The following is an 18,691-nucleotide window of genomic DNA, read 5'->3' as shown; positions in this document are numbered from 1 at the left end:
GCGCGGACGACGCGCCGGGCCCGTCATCAGCGGCGGTGCGGTCAAACGCCCGTCAACCTCGCGGGGCGTGCGGGCGTCGGCCCGACCCGCGCGAGGATGCGACCGGGCCTCTCATCCGGCTTTCACCGACGCCTCATACGGTGGGCCCATGACGCAGGCGACTCCTCCCGGGTGGTACCCGGACCCCGGACAGAAGAATGACGGTCCCGCCACCGAGCGCTGGTGGGACGGCACGGCGTGGACCGACCAGGTGCGCCCCGCGGGAGCGGAGGCCGCGGGGGCCCCGCCCGCGCAGCCGCCGGCGCAACCGGCGTTCGCGCCCTCGGTGCAGGACACCGCGGCCGGGCCGTATCCCGTGCACCCGGGTTATCCGGGTGTCCCCGCCCAGCCGCCGTCCGCGCGTCGGCGCCGGCTGCGTACCGGGATAGCCGTCGCGGCGGCCGTGGCGGTGCTGGCCGGCATCGGCGGCGGCGTGTACGCGCTGACCGACGGCGGTTCGGGCGGCGACGACGCGGGCACCGCGCAGCAGGACCGGGGCGACCGGAAGGACCCCTTCGGCGACTCGGGCGGCGGGAACGGCGGCGGCGAGGACGGCCGGTCGCCCGCACCCGACTCCCCGGAGCAGTCGGAGCCGCCCACCATCGACAGCGGCTCGGTGACGGACGCGGTCAGCGGCATCAGCCTGCCCATCCCCGACGGCTGGTCGGGGCAGGAGTTGCAGGTCGGCGCGTCGGTGACGTCGGACGACAGTTACAAGTGCCCCGGCGACACCTCCAAGACCTGCACCAAGGGCGGCGTCTACTCGGCTCCGGCGATGGTGCTCGGCACCAAGGGCGGCACCGCCGAGGAGGTCGCGAAGGCCGACATCGAGGCGAACGCCGAGGAGTCCTACGGCGGCAAGTCCTACGGCGAGATCACCTCGCACGACGAACTGCTCTCCAAGGCGGTCACGGTCGCCGGGCAGAAGGGCTACCTGGTCCGCTGGAAGGCGGTCACCGCCAAGGGCTCGGACGGCTATGTCGAGTCGCTGGCCTTCCCCTCGCCCGCCGATCCCGAGCGCATCGTCGTCGTCCGCTTCGGTGTCGACACCGACCAGGAGCAGACGGTGCTCGACGAGATCGCCAAGGGCATCGAGGTGGACACCTCCGGCGGTGGCGGGGGCGACGGCCAGGACGTCTGACCGGCCCGGCGGTGCCTCCCGGGGCGCCGCCGGAAAGCTGTCGGCCGGGTGGGGCGCCCTTCCGCTCAAAGGGAGCCCCACCCGGCCGGGGGTGCGCGCCGCCCCCGTCCCCACGGTGCGGCGCGGGCAGGCCACCGTCCAGTCATCCCGTGGACGGCGGCCTGAGTCTCAGGGCAGGCCGAGGGCCGGCAGCACGACGGCCTCCACGAACCGCACGAGGTACGCGGCGTCCGCCTGCTCGCCCTCCAGGACGGGCCGCATCCGCAGCATGCCGAAGAGCTGTGCGGGCACGTACTCCAGCGCCGGGTGCCCGGCCGGCACCTCTCCCCGTGCCACGCCGCGCGCGAGGATCGCCCGCAGCGCGGCGATCTCCGGCTCGACGAGCGCCTCGCGCAGCGCGCACTTGAGTTCCGGGTCCTCCATGACGGCGTGGCCGAGCGCCTGGAGCAGTCCGGTGTCCTTGCCCGCCCCCTCGCCCGCGGCCGCGGCCGCCTGGCGCAGGTCCTCGGCGAGCGACCCGGTGTCGATGTCGGTGAAGCGCATCCGGCGGCTGGAGCGCAGTGCGGCGGCCACGAACTGGGGCTTGGTCTTCCACTGCCGGTAGAGCGTGGACTTGCTGCACCGGGTGCTGGCGGCGATGCCCTCCATGGTGACGGCGTCGTAGCCGCAGGAGCGGAGCTGGTCGAGCACGGCGTCGAAGAACTCCTGCTCACGCTCCGGCGTGAGCTTGGAGCGGCGCGAGGTGGCGACCGTTTCCGGTCGCTCCGCGTCCTGCGGCGTCATCGGCTCCGCTCCCTCTCGCTCGCGCACGGAACTCTCGTCCGGTCCCGCGCCCAGTGTGTCGTATGTCTACCGATACGCCAGTGTACCGGTACGCCACCGTATCGGTACACTGGCGTATCGGAACGAGGTCGTATCGATGAGAACCGTCACACGCCCCCGTACCCGACGAGCCACACGCACCACCGTCAGCGAAGGGGCCGGGGGATGAACGCCCGCAGCGAGCCTGCACAACCGGGGCCGGACGCGTCCGCGCGCCCACCGCTCGTCCGTGAGCTGCTGCTCGTGGCCGGGCTCTTCCTCGTCTACAAGTTCGGCCGACAGCTGGCCACGGGACACACCGCCGAGGCGTTCCGCAACGCCCACCACGTGTGGGACTGGGAGCGCGCGCTCCGGCTGCCCGACGAGGGCGCGGTCCAGTCCCTGCTCCTGCACGGCGACACGCTGGTGCACGTCGCGAACACGTACTACGCCGCCGTCCACTTCCCGGCCACCCTCGCCTTCCTGGTCTGGCTCTACCTGCGCCGGCCCGCGCACTACGTCTGGGCCCGCCGGACACTGGCCGCCGTGACCGGTGCCGCGCTGGTGCTGCACCTCCTCTTTCCGCTCGCCCCGCCGCGCATGCTGGGGGCCACCGGCCTGATCGACACGGCCCGGCTCTTCGGTCCCTCGGTGTACGGGCCGCCGCGCACCGACGCGTTGTCGAACCAGTTCGCGGCGATGCCCTCGCTGCACTTCGGCTGGGCCCTGATGCTGGCGATCGGTCTGATCGTCGCGACGCGGACCCGGTGGCGCTGGCTGTGGCTGCTGCACCCGCTGGTGACGCTGCTGGTCATCGTGGGCACCGCGAACCACTACTGGCTCGACGTGATCGCCGCCACGGCGCTGCTCGGCCTCGCGCTGGCGGTGCTGCGGCTGCCCGGGCCGCGGCAGCGGACCCGGTGCGCCCTGCCCCACCGGCGGATCGAGGTCCGGCGCCGGACGTCGGCCGAGCGGCCCGAGCTGGTCGGGGCGGGCCGGTGAACGCCGCCCTCGTCGCCGTACTGCTGTCGCTCGTCTCGGCCTGCGCCTACGCGGCCGCGGCCGTCGCCCAGGAGCGGCTGGCCTCGCGCGCCTCCGGCGCCGGTGCGCTGCGGATGCTGGCGTCCGGCGCCTGGTGGTGGGCGGTCGCGCTGAACGCCTCGGCGGCACTGCTGCACGTGGTGGCGCTCAAGTACGGCCCCCTCACCGTGGTCCAGCCGCTCGGCGCGCTCACCCTGGTCGCGGCGGTACCCCTGGGGGCGCGGCTGGCGGGGCGCAGGGTGAGCGCGGTCGAGTGGCGGGGCACCGGGCTGACGCTGCTCGGGCTCGGCGCGCTGCTGCTCACCGCGTCGGGGCCCGCTCCGGACGACGTGCTGAGCGTGCCGGAGGCGCTGGCCGTGTCCGGCGCGACGGCGGCGCTGATCGGCGCGCTGTCGTGGCCCGGCGCCCGGCCGGGGCTGCGGCACGCGACGGCGTCCGGCATCGCGTCCGGCGTCGCCTCGGCGCTCACCCAGACCGTCACGGTCGCCGTCACCGACCGGTCGGGTCCGCTGCTGAGTGTCCAGGTGATCGGCGTGGCCGTGCTGGTGGCCGCCTTCGCGACGGGCGGACTGCTGCTGTCCCAGACGGCGTACCGGGGCGGTCTCGGCGCCCCGCTGGCGGTGGTGACCCTGGCCAATCCGGTGGCCGCCGCGGTGATCGGGCTCTCCCTGCTCGGCGAGCGGCTCAGGGGCGGCGCGGGCGGCGTGCTCCTCGCGCTGACCGGTGCGGCACTGGCCGCCTGGGGGGTGCTCCACCTGAGCCGGGCGGCCCCGGGGCGGCCGGAGCCCGCGAATCCGGTGGCCGCGGGTGCGATGGCCGCGGGTGCGGTGGCCGCCGGTCCGCCCGGGCCGCCACCGCCCGGACCGGTGCCCCAGCAGCCGGGGCCGGGGCACCTCACGCGGCTCTAGTCCGGGGCGCGGACCGGGCCTCAGTCCGTGATGATCGCCGGGTCGCTGGTCCCCGGCCGGCCGTTCTCCACGTGTCCGGCGAAGCGCCGCAGGAAGGCCGGGTCGGCCTCGGAGGTGACCGTCACGTCGTACCAGCGGCGGCTGCGCGCGAGGTCGACGGTGTGGCGCACGGTGGTGCCGGGGCGCACGGTGAGGGTCCGGGTACGGCCGTCGTAGGCGTTGGCGATCCGGAGGCGGGTCGTGCCGGTCCCGGTGTGGGTGACGGTCAGCCGGAGGTCGTCGCCGTCGTGCCGCGCGGTGACCTCGGGCCCGGCGGGCCCGGCGACCTCGTTGGCGCCCCGGAAGACCCGCAGGAACCCGGCCGGGCCGTGCACGGTCAGGTCGTAGGAACCGGCGGAGTACGCCGAGTTCCAGTTGTCCGCGAGGGTCTTGCCTGCCTCGGTGGTGTACGTCCAGGGGCCGTCGGTGCGGTTGCCGGAGGTGACGAGGAAGGCGGCGCCGGCCCGGGCGCCGGAGGCGAAGGCCAGGGTGAACTTCCCGGCCGCCGGGTCCACGGCACCGTCCACGTACGGCGCGTAGCGCAGCGGGCGGGAGGGGCGCGTCCCGCGTTCCTGCCGGGGCATGCCGGGGTCCGCGGGCGGCGTCGGACGGTAGTCGGGGTGGCGTTCGCGGTCCGGCGGCTCGTAGGCGTCGGTGTCCGGCAGGCGGGCCGGGCGGCTGTCCGTGCGGGAGAAGTCGAAGGCGGAGGTCAGGTCGCCGCAGACGGCACGCCGCCAGGGTGAGATGTTCGGCTCGCGGACGCCGAAGCGGCGCTCCATGAAGCGGATCACCGAGGTGTGGTCGAAGGTTTCGGAGCAGACGAAGCCGCCCTTGCTCCACGGCGAGACGACCAGCATGGGCACGCGCGGTCCCAGCCCGTAGAAGCCCTCGCGGTGGGTGGCGCTGCCCTTGAAGACGTCCAGGGAGGTGTCGACGGTGGACCGGCCCTGCGCGGCGGACTTCGGCGGCAGCGGCGGCACCACGTGGTCGAAGAAGCCGTCGTTCTCGTCGTACGTGATGAACAGGGCGGTCTTCGCCCACACCTTCGGGTTGGAGGTGAGCGCGTCCAGGACCTGGGAGATGTACCAGGCGCCGTAGTTCGAGGGCCAGTTGGAGTGCTCGGAGAACGCCTCCGGGGCGGCTATCCAGGAGACCTTCGGCAGCTTGCCCGCCTTGACGTCGGCGCGCAGCCGGTCGAAGTAGCCCTCGCCGCTCTTGGCGTCGGTGCCGGTGCGCGCCTTGTCGTACAGCGGGTCGCCGGGCTTGGCGCCCCGGTACTTGTTGAAGTAGAGCAGGGAGTTGTCGCCGTAGTTGCCGCGGTAGGGGTCGTCGATCCAGCCCCAGTGCCCGGCCGCGTCGAGGCCGTCGCCGATGTCCTGGTAGATCTTCCAGGAGACCCCGGCCGCCTCCAGCCGCTCGGGGTACGTCGTCCAGTCGTAGCCCAGTTCGTCGTTGCCGAGGACCGGGCCGCCGCCCTTCCCGTCGTTGCCGGTGTGCCCGGACCACAGGTAGTAGCGGTTGGGGTCGGTGGAGCCGATGAAGGAGCAGTGGTAGGCGTCGCAGACGGTGAAGGTGTCGGCGAGCGCGTAGTGGAAGGGGATGTCCTCGCGGGTCAGGTACGCCATGGTGGTGGTGCCCTTGGCGGGCAGCCAGCGGTCGTACTTGGCGTTGTGGTAGGCGTCCTGTCCGTCGGACCAGCCGTGCGGGAGCCCTTCTAGGAACTGCATGCCGAGGTCGTCGGCCTCCGGGTGGAACGGCAGCACCTCCGTGCCGTCGCCCTTGCGCTGGTGCCACACCGACCTGCCGTCGTCCAGCCTCACCGGGTGCGGGTCACCGAAGCCGCGGACACCGCGCAGCCTGCCGAAGTAGTGGTCGAAAGAACGGTTCTCCTGCATCAGGACGACGATGTGCTCGACGTCGTCGATCGACCCCGAACGGTGGTTCGCCGGGAGCGCGGCGGCGCGGTCGATGCTCGCGGACAGGGCGCTGAACGCCGTGGTGGCGCCCGCGAGTTGGAGGAATCTGCGCCGGTTCACTTCGGCCATGGGGTGAGGGACCTCTCGCCTTGGGGGGTGGTTCAACCGGCCGGACGGTGCCGGGTGATGACGGAATGCGCGCGAAAGGAGTGTTCCAGGAGCAGCAAACGTCAGGGAAGGGTCCGGTGGCGCTGGTGTGAAAGTCACCGGTACGCGAGGTGTGCCGGGCCCGCCGTCCGGGGATGGTCGCGATCATGACAGCCATGGACAGGGAGGCACCGGCACTCCCGACCCGACGACCCGTACGCCAGCTCCTCGCCGCCTCGGTGGGCAACGCCGTGGAGTGGTACGACTGGTACGCGTACACCTTCCTGGCCACCTACATCGCGGACCAGGTCTTTCCCGAGAGCGCGGACAACTCGCTGGTGCCGCTGCTGTCGACGTTCGCCGTGTTCGCGGTGGGCTTCTTCATGCGGCCCGTCGGCGGGCTGCTGATGGGCGCGATCGCGGACCGGCGCGGGCGGCGCGCCGCGCTGACCGTCACCATTTTGCTGATGGGCGGCAGCAGTCTGCTGGTCGGGCTGACCCCGACGTACACGGCGGCCGGTGTGCTGGCCCCGGTGGTCCTCGTGGTCGCGCGGCTGCTCCAGGGACTGTCGGTGGGTGGTGAGTTCGCGGCCTCGACGACCTTCCTGGTGGAGTCCGCGGGGCCGGGTCGGCGCGGCCTGTTCTCCAGCTTCCAGTACGTGTCGACCACGGCGGGTCAGCTGCTGGCGTCCGGGATCGCGACGCTGCTGGTGGACACGTTGAGCGAGGACCGGATGAACGGCTGGGGGTGGCGGCTCCCCTTCGTGTTCGGTGCCGTCCTCAGCCTGGTCGGCTTCTGGATCCGGCAGGGCGCGCAGGAGACCCGCAGCACCGAGCAGCAACGGGCGCCGCGTCCCGCGCTCTTCGAGGCCCTGCGCCGCCATCCGCGCGAGTCCCTGCTGATCTGCGGCATCACGGCGGGCGGCACCATCGCCTACTACACCTGGACGTCGTACCTGCCGACGTACGCCGAACTGAACGCGGGCGTCGCCAAGTCGGACGCGCTGCTCGCGGGGACGATCTCGCTGGCCTTCTTCGGGCTGCTCCAGCCGCTCGGCGGCATGCTCTCCGACCGGTTCGGGCGGCGTCCCCTGCTGCTCTTCTTCGGTGTGGGGTTCGCGCTGCTGAGCGTGCCGCTGCTGCACTCCCTGCGCGACTCCTTCGCCGTGCTGCTGCTCGTGCAGTGCGCCGGGATGGTCCTGCTGACCGGCTTCACCTCCATCAGCGCCGCCGTCAACGCCGAGATCTTCCCGCCCCGGGTGCGGGCGGCCGGGATCGGCTTCCCGTACTCGCTCACGGTGGCGCTGTTCGGCGGCACGGCACCGTACGTGGGCACGCTCTTCAAGGATCTGGGCCATTCCGGGCTCTTTCCCTGGTACGTCGCCGTGCTGTGTCTGGTGTCCTCGCTGGTGTACCTGCGGCTGCCGGAGACGGCGCACAAGGCGCTGGAGCGCTGAGGCACGGGCGCTGAGGCACTGGAGCGCTCGACGCCGGGCCCTCCCCTCCCGTCTCCGGCTCAGCCGTGCCAGAGGCCGCGTCCCAGGGCCGCTTCCGTGCCGGCGAGGTAGACGGCGGTGGCCAGCCACTGGGCCGCGTAGTGGTCGCGGTCGTCCCCGGCCGGGCGTCCGAAGGCGTCGCGGGGACGCCGGGCGGCCACCTCGCCGAGCGCGGCGAACAGGTCCGCGCCGGTGGCGAACCCGGCGCGGCGCAGGGCGGCGGCGTGGCCGTCGCGGTCGCTGTCGCGCGCGGGTTCCGCGGCGGCCCGGCGCCCTCCCGTGGCCGCCAGTTCGACCAGGTCGCGCACCCGCCGCAGCGGCGAGTCGACCGGGCGGTCCTCGGCAGCGGTGAGCGGCGGCGGGCAGGGAGCTTCCAGGGGGAAGTGCTCGTCGCCCAGCAGGTCGTAGCCGAGGTCGACGCGATCCCGCCACTCCCCGGGCAGGCGCAGGGTCGCCGAACCCGCGCCGGGCACCGGCCCGACGGCCAGCGGGCGCAGGGTCGTGGCCCGGTCGGGGTCGACGCGGCCGAGCACCCGTATCCGCAGCCCTGGACATGCCCCCAGTCGCCGGAGGTTGGCGGTGTGCGCGAGGGCGGGGTGCCGGTGCGCCGGTGCCAGCCGTACGGTCGGCCCGGTACCGGGAACGCCCGCCGTGACCACCCGGACCAGCACCTCCTCGCCGTCGGCGGCGACGATCTCCACGTCGCACCGGGTCAGCGGCGGGGCGTGCCCCGTGCCGTCGGGGACGGCGGCCGCGGGTACGACGTCGGCCCAGGGTCGTCCGGCGGCGAAGGTGGCCCGGACACCGGGCTCCGCGAGCAGGCGGCCGTCCGGCGCGACCACCGCCCCGGTGACGACCAGACCGCCGCGGGACAGCCGTTCGTGGTCGCTCAGGAAGGACCGGACGGCGACGTGGGCGGTCCCGGCGCGGCGGGCCCGCGCGGGGCCTCCCGGTCCGGCGTCGCGGAGTGTGTACCAGCGTCCGGTGCCGTCGACGAGATGGGTGACGACGCCGCCCGTGCCGCCGGGCCCGACGACCGGTTCACGGCAGACGCCGTAGAGGCGCAGGGGTCCGTCGGGGCGGTGGTTGTGGGGGACGCCGCCGATCAGGCGGGGGTCGGGGTCGGCCGCCCTCAGGCGGTGGGTGACGAGGAGGAGTTCACACAGGGCGGCGACCAACTCGTCCGGTCGGTGGGCCCGGTGGGCCCCCTGCGGGCCGCGCGCGTCCCGTACCCGGCGTACGACGCCGAGGGCCGCGCTCTCGGCGCGGTGCAGTCCGGCCAGACGGGCCGTGTGCGCGGCCCGGAGCAGCTCGGCCTGCGGGACCGCCCCCGCGGCGGCGGCTCCGGCGGCCAGGACTGCCGCGGCCGCCGTCCAGAGCACGCCGGCGGCACGGACCTGTTCGGCGGAGGGACGTCCCGGTGCGGTCGGCGCGGCAGGCTCGGTCGACTGCCCCTCCGCGAGGGACGGGGTCGCGTCCGCGACCGGGCCGGCGCCCAGGACCGCGGCGCGGTGGAGGCAGCGCGGGGACAGCAGGCAGGTGCAGTGGGCCTGGTCGGGGGAGGTGATCGTGCCGGACGGACCGGGTTTCAGGGTCACCCACGCGTCCTCGCCGCAGCGGATGCCGTACGTGCCGTCCTCGGCGATGTCGACGGGCAGGGCGGCCACCGACTCGACGGCCGGGTCGAGTCGGCGGCGCAGCCGGGTGGTCAGGCTCTCCACCGCGGCGGCCGACACCTCCGGAGCAACCGGCGGCAGCGAGACACCTGCGTCCGGGACGGAACGTGTCACCGGGAGCCCCCTAGGATCTGCTCGCCGACCCAGCGGGCCAGCGAGAGTGGCCTGAGGGCGGCCACCGCATCGACGGCCGCAGCCGCCCTGTGGCGCCACCGGACGGTCGGACTCCCGACCCCGGCGGCCCACACCTCCGCAACGACCGGCGACAGCAAGACACCAGAGCCCGGACCGGAACAGGTCATCAGGAGGCCCCCCGAACCTGCTCGCCGACCCAGCGGGCCAGCGAGAGTGGCCTGAGGGCGGCCACCGCATCGACGGCCGCAGCCGCCCTGTGGCGCCACCGGACGGTCGGACTCCCGACCCCGGCGGCCCACACCTCCGCAACGACCGGCGACAGCAAGACACCAGAGCCCGGACCGGAACAGGTCATCAGGAGGCCCCCCGAACCTGCTCGCCGACCCAGCGGGCCAGCGAGAGTGGCCTGAGGGCGGCCACCGCATCGACGGCCGCAGCCGCCCTGTGGCGCCACCGGACGGTCGGACTCCCGACCCCGGCGGCCCACACCTCCGCAACGACCGGCGACAGCAAGACACCAGAGCCCGGACCGGAACAGGTCATCAGGAGGCCCCCCGAACCTGCTCGCCGACCCAGCGGGCCAGCGAGAGTGGGCTGAGGGCGGCCACCGCATCGACGGCCGCAGCCGCCCTGTGGCGCCACCGGACGGTCGGACTCCCGACCCCGGCGGCCCACGCCTCCGCAACGACCGGCGACAGCAAGACACCAGAGCCCGGACCGGAACAGGTCATCAGGAGGCCCCCCAAACCTGCTCGCCGACCCAGCGGGCGAGCGAGAGTGGGCTGAGGGCGGCCACCGGCATTCCGGTGGTGGCGAGTCGGCGGGCGACGGGCACCGAGTAGCGGGGCGTTCCCTCGCCGTCGAGGGCGGCGCAGCCCAGTAGCCGGACGCCGGAGGACACGAGGGAACCGGCCTCGGCCAGCAGCCCCTCGACCGCGGCGCCCTCCTCGAAGTCGCTGACGACCACCACCAGGGTCCGGTCGGGCACCGTCACCAGGGAGCGGGCGTGGGCGAGACCGGCCGCGATGTGGGTGCCGCCGCCGACCTTCACCTCCAGCAGCAGTGAGAGCGGATCGGTGACCAGGCCGGTGAGGTCGGCGACCTGGGTGCTGAAGGTGAGGAAGTGGGTGGAGAGCGTGGGCGCCCCGCCCAGCACGGCCGCGGTGAGCGCCGACCACACCAGCGAGTTCTCCATGGAGGCGGAGACGTCGACGACGAGGATCAGCCGCCAGTCGTTCCGCCGCGCGGTACGGCTCTTGAACACCGGCCGTTCGGGGATGACCTCGACCCGTCCGTCCTCCCGCCTGCGGGTGTGGGCGAGGTTGGCCCGCAGCGTGCGGGGCAGGTCGAGCGGGCCGCCGGGGCGTCGGGTGGGGAGCGGGGTGGTCAGGCCGGTCAGCGTGGGGCGCAGTCGGACGGCGAGTTCCCGGGCGAGTTCCTCGACCAGCCGCTTCACGAGCGGCCGCAGCCGGGCCAGCCGCTGCTCGGGCATCCCCCGCGCCAGCGACAGCACGGTGGAGAGCAGTTCCACGGAGGGGCGTGCGGTGGCGGCGTCGAGGAGTTCGACGGCGTCCGTGCGTCCGTCGGCGACGGCACGGGCGAGGACCTCCTCCCGGATGTCCGCGCCGAAGAGCGCCCGGAGGTCCTCGGCCCAGTGCCGGACGCTGGGGTAGCCCCGCGACCGGCCGCCGGTCCCGTCGTCGGCGCCGACGCCGTCCCGGCCTTCCCCGCCCGGCCCTGTCTCCCCGCTCTCCCCGCCCGCTTCCTCCCCGTCCCGCTCGAACAGTTCGTCGAGGGCGTGCGCGTACCGCCGCAGGGTGGCGGGGAGTTGCGCGGTGTCGCGGGCCAGCAGCAGCCGCCAGCGGTCGGCGGGACCGATCCGTCGGGCTCCGGCTCCGTGCCCGGCCCCGGCGGCGGGACGCCGAGTCGGCGGCGCGGAGGCCGGAGCCGCCTCGGCGGGTGCCGGTGCCGAGGTGGGCACCAGGTCCGCCAGGCCCAGGTCCCGCAGCAGGGCGTATCCCTCGCCGTCGGCCGCGGTCCACCGCCCGACCAGCTCGGCCGGTGCGGGAAGGCGGAGGTCGGGCCGGTCGCCCAGCCGGTCGGAGACGGCGGCGAGCACACGGGTCCGCCCCTCCGGCGTGAGCGCCCGGAAGCCGCCGCGCAGGGCGTACAGCCGGTCGAGGAAACCGCGGTCGCTCATGGTCTCCACGCGCTCGAACAGCGGGCCGAGTGCGGTGGACGCGGTCTCGATCAGCGGTCCGGCCGCGAGGAGCACCCCGGTGAGCCGGCGTTCCAGCCGGTGCCGGCCCTCCGGTCCCGTCGCGGTGTCCACCCATCCGGCGAGCCTGGCGCCCAGCAGGTCAGAGCCGTCGAGGTCCAGCAGGACCCGGGCGGCCTGGGCGGCGCCCTGGAGGAGCGGTGAACCGGTGCGGGAGAGCGCGTACAGCTCGCCGTCGAGCCGCAGACCGAGCCGGTCCTCGGCGCTGCGGACGGCGAGGGCGACGACCGCGACGGCGTCTTGGGGCTCGTCGCTGCCCGCCAGTCCCGGCAGAACGCGGACGGCGGCTTCGAGCAGGAGGCCCGCGAGCCGGGCCGCCCTGGTCCGGACGGGTTCGGTGGTGCCGGGCAGGTGCCTCCGGCGCAGGGACTCCAACAGGTCCAGGGCGTCGAGCAGTTCGGGAAGGCGGGCAGCGCCCGGCAGAAGGCGCTCGGCCTCCGCGAGGACGTCCTGGAGCAGGCCCGCGAGCGCGCACCGGGCGGCGGCACCCAGCAGCGCGACGACCCGGGCCGGGGTGACCCGCCCGGCCTCGGCGGCCCTGCGGTGGTTCTCCCGGAGAGTGCCGTCGGCCGCCTGGGCAGCGGTGACCCCCCGGACGCCGACGAGGTCGAGGCGGGCGGCGACCGAGGGGGTCCATGCGGCCCGCCAGCGGATGGTGAGCGCGCTGCCCTCCCCGGCCGCGCTCACCTCGACGGGCTCCGCGTAGCCGACCCCGCATTCCCGCAGGCGCTGGAGGAGGATCTCGCGCCGGGCGTCGAGGGCGGAGCGGAGCGGCGTGAGCCGCACGTCCCGGCCGTCCGGGTGGGCCGGTCCCGGCAGTCGCAGGGCGGCCAGTTCGGCCTCCACCCAGGGCCCGAGGCCGGACCGGGGGGTGCCGGGCGCGAGCCGGCCGCGGCCCGTGCCGACGAGGACGACGCCCAGTTCCCGGTCGGGGGACGTGCCCCGGCCGAGTACGGACGTCACCGCCTCCAGCAGTTCCCCCCGGCCGGGGGCGGGCAGGCCGCGCAGGGTGCCGAGGTCGCAGGCCAGCCGCAGGGCCTCGACGGCCTCGCCGGTGCCCGCCGTGTCGCCGGACGCGCGGATCTCCCGGCACAGTTCGGTGAGGAACCGGGCGGCGGCGTCCCGGATGCGGCCGGGGTCGCCGCCCGCGTCGAGCACCGCCTGCCGCCAGCGCGGATCGCGGATGCCGGCCGGGTAGCCGGAGCGGGGGTCCAACAGAGCGAAGGCGTACGGCACGAGGGACGTGACGACCGGGGAGCCCGGCCCCGGCGCGGCGTCGGACCCGGCCTCCTCCGCCTGCCCGGGGGCGTCCGCTCCGGCCAGCCCGGGCACGTGGAAGGCACCGACCACCGCCGCGACCCGGCGCTGCCCCGCCTCGGCGAGGACCCGGCGCATGTGTGCCTCGCGGGCGAGGTCACCGGGCGCGAGGCCGCCGCGGGCCGCGGCCTCCCTGCGCAGCGCACGCCCGAAGCCGAGGGCGGCGCGCCGCACGGCCTCGGGGGCGCTGCCGGGCGCCAGGGCCTCCACGGTGCGGTCCCACAGCTCGTCGACGTCGACACCGGCCGTCCCCGCGGCGCCGCCCGGCAGCAGAGACGACCACTGCGGCGCGGCCAGCGGCAGGTCGCAGCAGATCACCTCCGCGCCCCGGTCCCGCGCCCAGCGGATCGCCGCCAGTTCCGGCGAGAAGTCGGCGAGGGGATGGAAGTGCAGCCGCCCGTCGTCGTACGCGCCGCTCAGGGCCACCGGTGCCACGGTGCGCGGATCGGCGAGGTGGGGCAACCACGGCTGGAAGTCGGCCGGCAGTTCCACACAGACGACCTCGGGGTCCGCGGCGTCCAGCAGCCCGGGGACGGCGACGGCCAGTGCGGGACTGTGATGGCGTACGCCGATCAGGTAGGCCTGCGCGCGGGCGGCCGGTACCACCGCCTCGGCGACGGTCTCTTTTCGTGCGGTCATGGGTCCAGGTGCAGGGGCGGTCGGGAGAGGGCGGAGGGAGGGGACGGCCGCCCGGCGGTCGTCCCCTGCCCCGGCAGTCGTCAGCGGCGACGCTTGCGCGGTCGCGGCACCTCCAGTTCCTCCAGGCGCGGCCCGTCCCCGTCCTGGACGCGCTGCCAGGCCTCCCGGTACACCGCGGCGACGGGCCGGGTGGGGACGACGACTCCCAGGACGGGCGTCTCCCCCTCCAGCAGGTCGTACAGCGGCAGCTTCCACCGCTCCAGCGGCAGGTGCGGATTGCCGGGCTGGGTCCAGCCGCCGGGCAGGAACAGGGAGCGTCCGGCCTTGGGACGGCTGCCCTCGACCACGAGGTCGGTGGCGGCGAGTTCGGCCCTGGCGGCACGCAACCGGGCGGTGCCGCCGCGCTGCCCTGCCCAGCCGGTCCAGCGTGCGGTGTTGCGGTCGGTGGGGTCCGGCATGGCGAGCAGCATCAGGTACAGGACGGCCGCGTCCTCGCCGACGCCGTACCGCTTGGCCGCCTCGCCGACCAGGTCGGGCACGGAGCGGGAGGGGTCCTGGGGCCACCACAGCCCGTCGGCGTCGCGCTCGCCGGCCAGGGGGTTGCCGGGGTCGGCCAGCAGTTCGGCGAACGGCCGGTCGTGGACCAGGCGCAGCGCGGTCTCCTGGGCGTTCGGCCGCTCACCGGTGTACAGCGCCGCCAGGTGGGGGTCGTGTCCGGCCGCGTCCAGCAGCGCCGGCCGGATGGCGGGGAGCGGTTCCGTCCGCCCGGTGCCCAGGACGACCGCGCCGTGGCGTTCGAAGTCGTCGCCGGTCTCGGCCGGGTCTCCGGCGGCCCGCCGGAACGCCTCCCAGTCAATCCCGCGCCGGTCCACGGCGAGCAGCAGGCCGGGGTGGGCCAGTCGCTCGCGCAGTGCGGTCAGCACGCCGGGCAGGGTGGCCCGGATCGGGTCGCCGGACGGGAGCCGGTGGGCGAGCCAGGCGGCCAGGGCCACCGATCCCTTGAGGACCGAACTGTCGAAGCGGGGTGTCTTCTCGGCGGTCTCCAGGTAGTAGCGGCCGAAGCTCCAGGTCAGGTCCTTCGTCAACCGGGGCTCGGTGGCCAGGTCCACGAAGCCCCGCAGGGCGTCGGCGGGTGCCCAGCCGACGGGTTCGACGGTGCGGACGGCGTCGTGCAGCACGTCTTCGGGCAGCGGGGTGCGTCTGCCCAGCCGCTCGTTCCAGACCTCGGCCGCGTGCGCCGTGTCGGGGCCGTGCGTCCAGAGCCGGGCCGGGTCGGTGGGCAGCAGTGCCGCCACGACGGCGCGCAGGGCGCCGCTGTCGAGGGACCTCAGCTCGTCCTTGGCGACGCGGGCGTCGGCCGACTTCACTCCGATGACCTTCAGGGTCGCGGCGGGCAGGCTCGCGCGCTTGTCGTCGGTCTGCGGCACGCCGGCGAGCACCAGTCGGGCCGTGGTCGGGGTGACGCCGGTGAGCCGGGCGAACTCCTCCGCGGCCTCGGGGCGCCAGGGCGCGGGACCGCGTGCGGCCAGTTCGGCGCGGAAGGCGGCGACCCAGCCGGGTGCCCGCGTCGGCTCCGGCACGAACGGCTCCTGGGACACGGGCGTGTAGGGGGCCGGTGTCTCGAAGCGGCCGGACGGGTCGTGGTAGGCCGCGCCGTAGTGCCTGCCCTTGACCTCGTGGGGTCCGTACTCGCGGACGAACTGGTACCAGTCGTCGGGGAAGACGAGGAACGCGCCGCCCTCCAGGTTGAGCACGGTCCCCCTCCGGTACCCGTACGTCTCGCCCGGCCCGTCGAAGGTGTCGGGGTCGAAGGCCAGGTGCACCCGGCGCCAGTGGCCGGGGTCCAGCTCCGTCAGCCCGTGCGCGTCCAGTTCGCCGAGGAAGGTGTCCAGGGCCTGCCGGTGCTCCTGCACGGTGGCTTGCGAGGCCGCCCGGAGCGCCAGTACGGCGGGCAGTTCCGGCAGGGCCAGCCCGTTGAGGTTTTCCAACGGCTCCTGCTTGGCGAGCGACAGGTGGAAGATGCCCGCGGGTGCCGGTTCGGCCAGGCCCTTCATCGACCGGGCGAGGAGTCGCGGCAACTCGAAGAGGCTGTGCTGGAAGTCGTAGTATCCGCGCGCGTCGCGTTCGGTCAGGCCGGCGCCGTTCAGCGCCGAGGCGAGCAGGCGGTCGCCGAGCGCGGGCCGCGGTTCCTCCGGGGTCTGGCCCTGGACCGCCGAGTCCAGCCGGGCGAGCAGCCCGTCCAGGACGCGCTGCTGCTCGGCGGCGTAGCGCGCCACGCCGGTGATGCCCCGGAGCAGCGCTTCGTGGCCGACCTCCGGGAACAGGGTGCGGACGGGTGCGAGTACCGCGTCCCGGTCCGCCGCCTCGTCCCCGGCGGCCTCGGCCACGGCCGCCGCCAGCAGCGCCGCCGCGACGTCGTCGCCGACCCGGCGGAGCGCCGCGGAGCCCTGCGGGTCGCGGGGCCGGAGCAGGTGCCAGTAGCGCAGGGGCGGCAGCAGGGGGGTACCCGCGGAGAAGGGGCCGGCTGTCTGATCACCCTCGAACTGGGCGAGCACCGCGTTGGCGGAGTCTCGCAGTTGGAGCCGGCTCGACCATCGCATCACGGTGACGGCCCGGTCGGTGCCGGGGAAGACCAGCGCGTTCTCCGGGTTCCCGCCCACGCGCCACGGCACGACGACCGAGTGGCCGGCCAGGTCCTCTCCTTGCTTCGAGCCGTCGGGCCGGACGATCACCCGCCAGCCGATCACCCCGTCCACCGGGGCGCACATCGGGCCCGGCTCGGCGGACGGGGCGGGCAGCAGCCAGGCGGTGCCGAGGGTGCTGCCCTCGGGCGCGGCACGCAGCCCTTCGGCGAACCAGTCGGGCCCTCCGCGCTCCCCCACCGTGTCGTCGGCCGGGTCGTAGGCGTGCCAGGTGCTGTTCCGCTCGGCGGACCAGTCCTCGACCCAGATCCAGTACGACGTGCCGTCGCTGATCACCTGTCGCCGCCACGGGACGTGCGTGTCCCCCGGCCGCAGCACTCCGCGGCCGCTGGTCCTGCCGCCCCCGGGGAGCGGGAGAGTCACGGGCGGCATGCCGTTCGTCCCGCCCTTCCCGTCCACGTGGCAGGCGTAGGAGGAGCGCACGTCGCCGGCGAGTTCCGTCGGCGGCGAGATGCCCGTGTCGGGGTGGTACCAGTAGCCGTACGAGGTGGACGGGCCGGACGCGTACCAGGAGACGAGCAGTCCGCCGTCCACGTACCGGACGTCGGGGTGGCCCGGGCCCTCCTCGTCCGGGATGCGCAGTTCGTGGCTGAGGACGGTGCCCTGCGGGCCGAGGACCCGGACGTGTGTGCCGTCGAGGACGACGAGGTGCGGCCAGGCCTCGGCCACGCGGGTCTCGCGGGCCCGCTCCGGGGACGTGGCCGAGCCGATCGCCTCGTCCCAGGCGGGCCAGCCCAGTTCGTCGAGCAGCCCGCTCCGCAGGGCGCGGGCGAGCACGGGCGCCATGCCGGTGCCCAGGGCGTCCCGAACCTCCTGCTCGGCGGTCGCCAGGATCTCGCCCGGCAGCCATCCCAGCGTCTCGAACGGGCCGCTGTTGAGGGCGAAGTCGCCCAGTCCGCTGGTGAGGTACCCGCGGCTGACCCCGGCCACCCACTCGGCGAGCATCGGGCGGCCGCCCGGCGACTCGGCCAGCCTGGTCACGGTGCGCTTGTCGATGCCCTTGCGCTCGTAGGTGGGGCAGCCGCTCCGGAAGACCTCCCGGAAGCGGGTGTCGGCCGCCAGGGCGACGAGGTCGCGCCGTTCGTCGAGGGCCGCCCAGTCCTGGAGGTTGAGCCACGGGCGGTCCTCGGGGTCCCCGACCGGGACGCCCAGGGCGAGGAGCTGGTCGAGGAGGTTGACGTCGCCGACGGGGGGCCGCAACGTACCGTTCTCGTCGTTCAGTTCGGCGCGGAGGGCATCGGCCATGCGGTCCACGAGCGGATACAGCCCGGGCGGTGCGATGTGCCGCTCGTCGGTGCGGCACAGGGCGAGGAACCTGCGGGTCCAGCCGGCGGTGCCGTCGGGGGACCGGGCCTCGGCGGGCAGCGTGGCGTCGCACAGTCCCTCGGTGGCGCCGGTCTTCTCCAGCAGGTCGAGCCACTGCCCCAGCTCCTCGTGCTCCCACTCCGAGGGGAGCAGACCGAGGAGGGTGCCGCGGACGGCGGGTTCGCGCCGGGTCAGTTCCAGCAGGGCGGCCCGGTGGGCCTTCCACCAGCCGGGCGGTGCCTTGAGGGTGCCGGGCAGCGGCAGCACCTCGCGCAGGTAGGCCATCTCCTCGGCGAGCGCGTTCTTGCCCGCGACGGCCTTCGCCAGCCTGCGCAGATCACCCGCGCCGGGGCTCGACGGGGCCACGCCGTGCGCGGCGAGCCGGACGAAGAGTCCGCGCAGGTGCCGGAAGGCGGTGGCGTCCGGCACCCGGGACGCCAGCCCCTTGGCGTAACTGGAGAGCACTTTGGTCGGCATGGCGTCGGCGAGGGCGAACTCCAGGAACACCGCGTCCATGCGGGCCTCGTCGAACGGCAGGGCGTGGGCCGTCTCGGCCTTGCGCGCGTTGACGAACATCTGAGAGGCGTACGCCTGCTCGCCGGCGGCCAGGAACACCCGGCCGGCCTCCTCGTAGAAGGTGGGCAGGAAGTGGGGCACGGAGCCCGCGAGGCGCTCGCCGATCGACTCGTAGGTGGCGCGGGCCCGCTTCGCCCGGGAGCGCACCGTGCGCGCGACCTTGTTCATCTCCTCGACCAGGGACATCGCGAGATGGCCGTCGGAGGGGTGGCGGACCAGCACCCACTCGGGGAAGCCCATGGCCCGGTGCTGTCCGACGCCGACCTCGACCGGCTCGCCCACGGGCAGCAGGCCGAGGAATCCGCCGCCGCCCCCGCCCGCCGGGTCTCCTGCGGCGGGCTCCGTGCCGGACGGGTCGGCGGGCGTCAGGCGTACGACGATCCGGTCGTCCAGGCCCGGATGCCGGTAGGCGCGGGTGAACACGGGCACCGCCCGGTCGCCTCCCCCGGTGGTGCCCGGCGGCAGTACCGCACCGGCGCGCAGCAGCTCCTCCACTTCCGCCGCCGTCCCGTCCCGTGTCGTGCCGTCGCTCATG

General features: G+C 75.0%; 9 protein-coding genes. 4 read left to right on the top strand and 5 right to left on the bottom strand.

The genetic code is table 11. The features are described from left to right. Positions 1-148 precede the first annotated feature (148 nt). Positions 149-1,180: a DUF2510 domain-containing protein gene (locus tag ACGH52_RS33090; RefSeq protein WP_210974765.1), complete on the top strand. Its 1,032-nt coding sequence runs from the start codon at positions 149-151 to the stop codon at positions 1,178-1,180. 168 nt (positions 1,181-1,348) lie between these two features. Here the strand turns inward: ACGH52_RS33090 and ACGH52_RS33085 are convergent, their stop codons facing one another. Next, entirely contained in the window at positions 1,349-1,963 is a 615-nt protein-coding gene (locus ACGH52_RS33085; protein WP_121703245.1) for a TetR/AcrR family transcriptional regulator, read from the bottom strand. A 204-nt stretch (positions 1,964-2,167) separates the two neighbouring features. On the opposite strand from ACGH52_RS33085, the gene ACGH52_RS33080 reads away from it, so the two are divergent. Together ACGH52_RS33080 and ACGH52_RS33075 are read left to right on the top strand one after the other, a co-directional pair. Continuing rightward, the gene (locus tag ACGH52_RS33080) at positions 2,168-2,983 is read left to right on the top strand and encodes a phosphatase PAP2 family protein (protein ID WP_121703244.1); all 816 of its coding nucleotides are present in this window, start codon (positions 2,168-2,170) and stop codon (positions 2,981-2,983) included. Continuing rightward, the gene (locus ACGH52_RS33075; protein ID WP_399944737.1) at positions 2,980-3,930 is read left to right on the top strand and encodes a hypothetical protein; all 951 of its coding nucleotides are present in this window, start codon (positions 2,980-2,982) and stop codon (positions 3,928-3,930) included. The genes ACGH52_RS33080 and ACGH52_RS33075 overlap by 4 nt, the downstream gene beginning before the upstream one ends. Positions 3,931-3,950: 20 nt before the next feature. On the opposite strand, the gene ACGH52_RS33070 is transcribed toward ACGH52_RS33075, so the two are convergent. Further along, entirely contained in the window at positions 3,951-6,014 is a 2,064-nt protein-coding gene (locus tag ACGH52_RS33070) for a phosphocholine-specific phospholipase C (protein WP_399944733.1), read from the bottom strand. Positions 6,015-6,187: 173 nt separating this feature from the next. Here ACGH52_RS33070 and ACGH52_RS33065 point away from each other — a divergent pair, with 173 nt between their 5' ends. Continuing rightward, positions 6,188-7,489: an MFS transporter gene (locus tag ACGH52_RS33065; RefSeq protein WP_399944730.1), complete on the top strand. Its 1,302-nt coding sequence runs from the start codon at positions 6,188-6,190 to the stop codon at positions 7,487-7,489. Between the two features lie 59 nt (positions 7,490-7,548). Here ACGH52_RS33065 and ACGH52_RS33060 read toward each other — a convergent pair whose 3' ends face one another. The 3 genes from ACGH52_RS33060 to ACGH52_RS33050 form a co-directional block, all read right to left on the bottom strand. Continuing rightward, positions 7,549-9,318: a hypothetical protein gene (locus tag ACGH52_RS33060; RefSeq protein WP_399944727.1), complete on the bottom strand. Its 1,770-nt coding sequence runs from the start codon at positions 9,316-9,318 to the stop codon at positions 7,549-7,551. A 751-nt stretch (positions 9,319-10,069) separates the two neighbouring features. After that, a complete protein-coding gene (locus tag ACGH52_RS33055; protein ID WP_399944724.1) occupies positions 10,070-13,573 on the bottom strand; it encodes a DUF5682 family protein in 3,504 nt (1,167 codons plus the stop codon). A gap of 80 nt (positions 13,574-13,653) precedes the next feature. Further along, the gene (locus ACGH52_RS33050) at positions 13,654-18,690 is read right to left on the bottom strand and encodes a DNA-binding protein (RefSeq protein ID WP_399944721.1); all 5,037 of its coding nucleotides are present in this window, start codon (positions 18,688-18,690) and stop codon (positions 13,654-13,656) included. Between the last annotated feature and the right edge of the window lies 1 nt (position 18,691).

The sequence above is a fragment of the Streptomyces sp. BBFR25 genome, assembly GCF_044590125.1.
Classification (GTDB): Bacteria; Actinomycetota; Actinomycetes; order Streptomycetales; family Streptomycetaceae; genus Streptomyces; species Streptomyces canus_D.
This window is presented reverse-complemented; position numbering and strand designations above follow the sequence as displayed.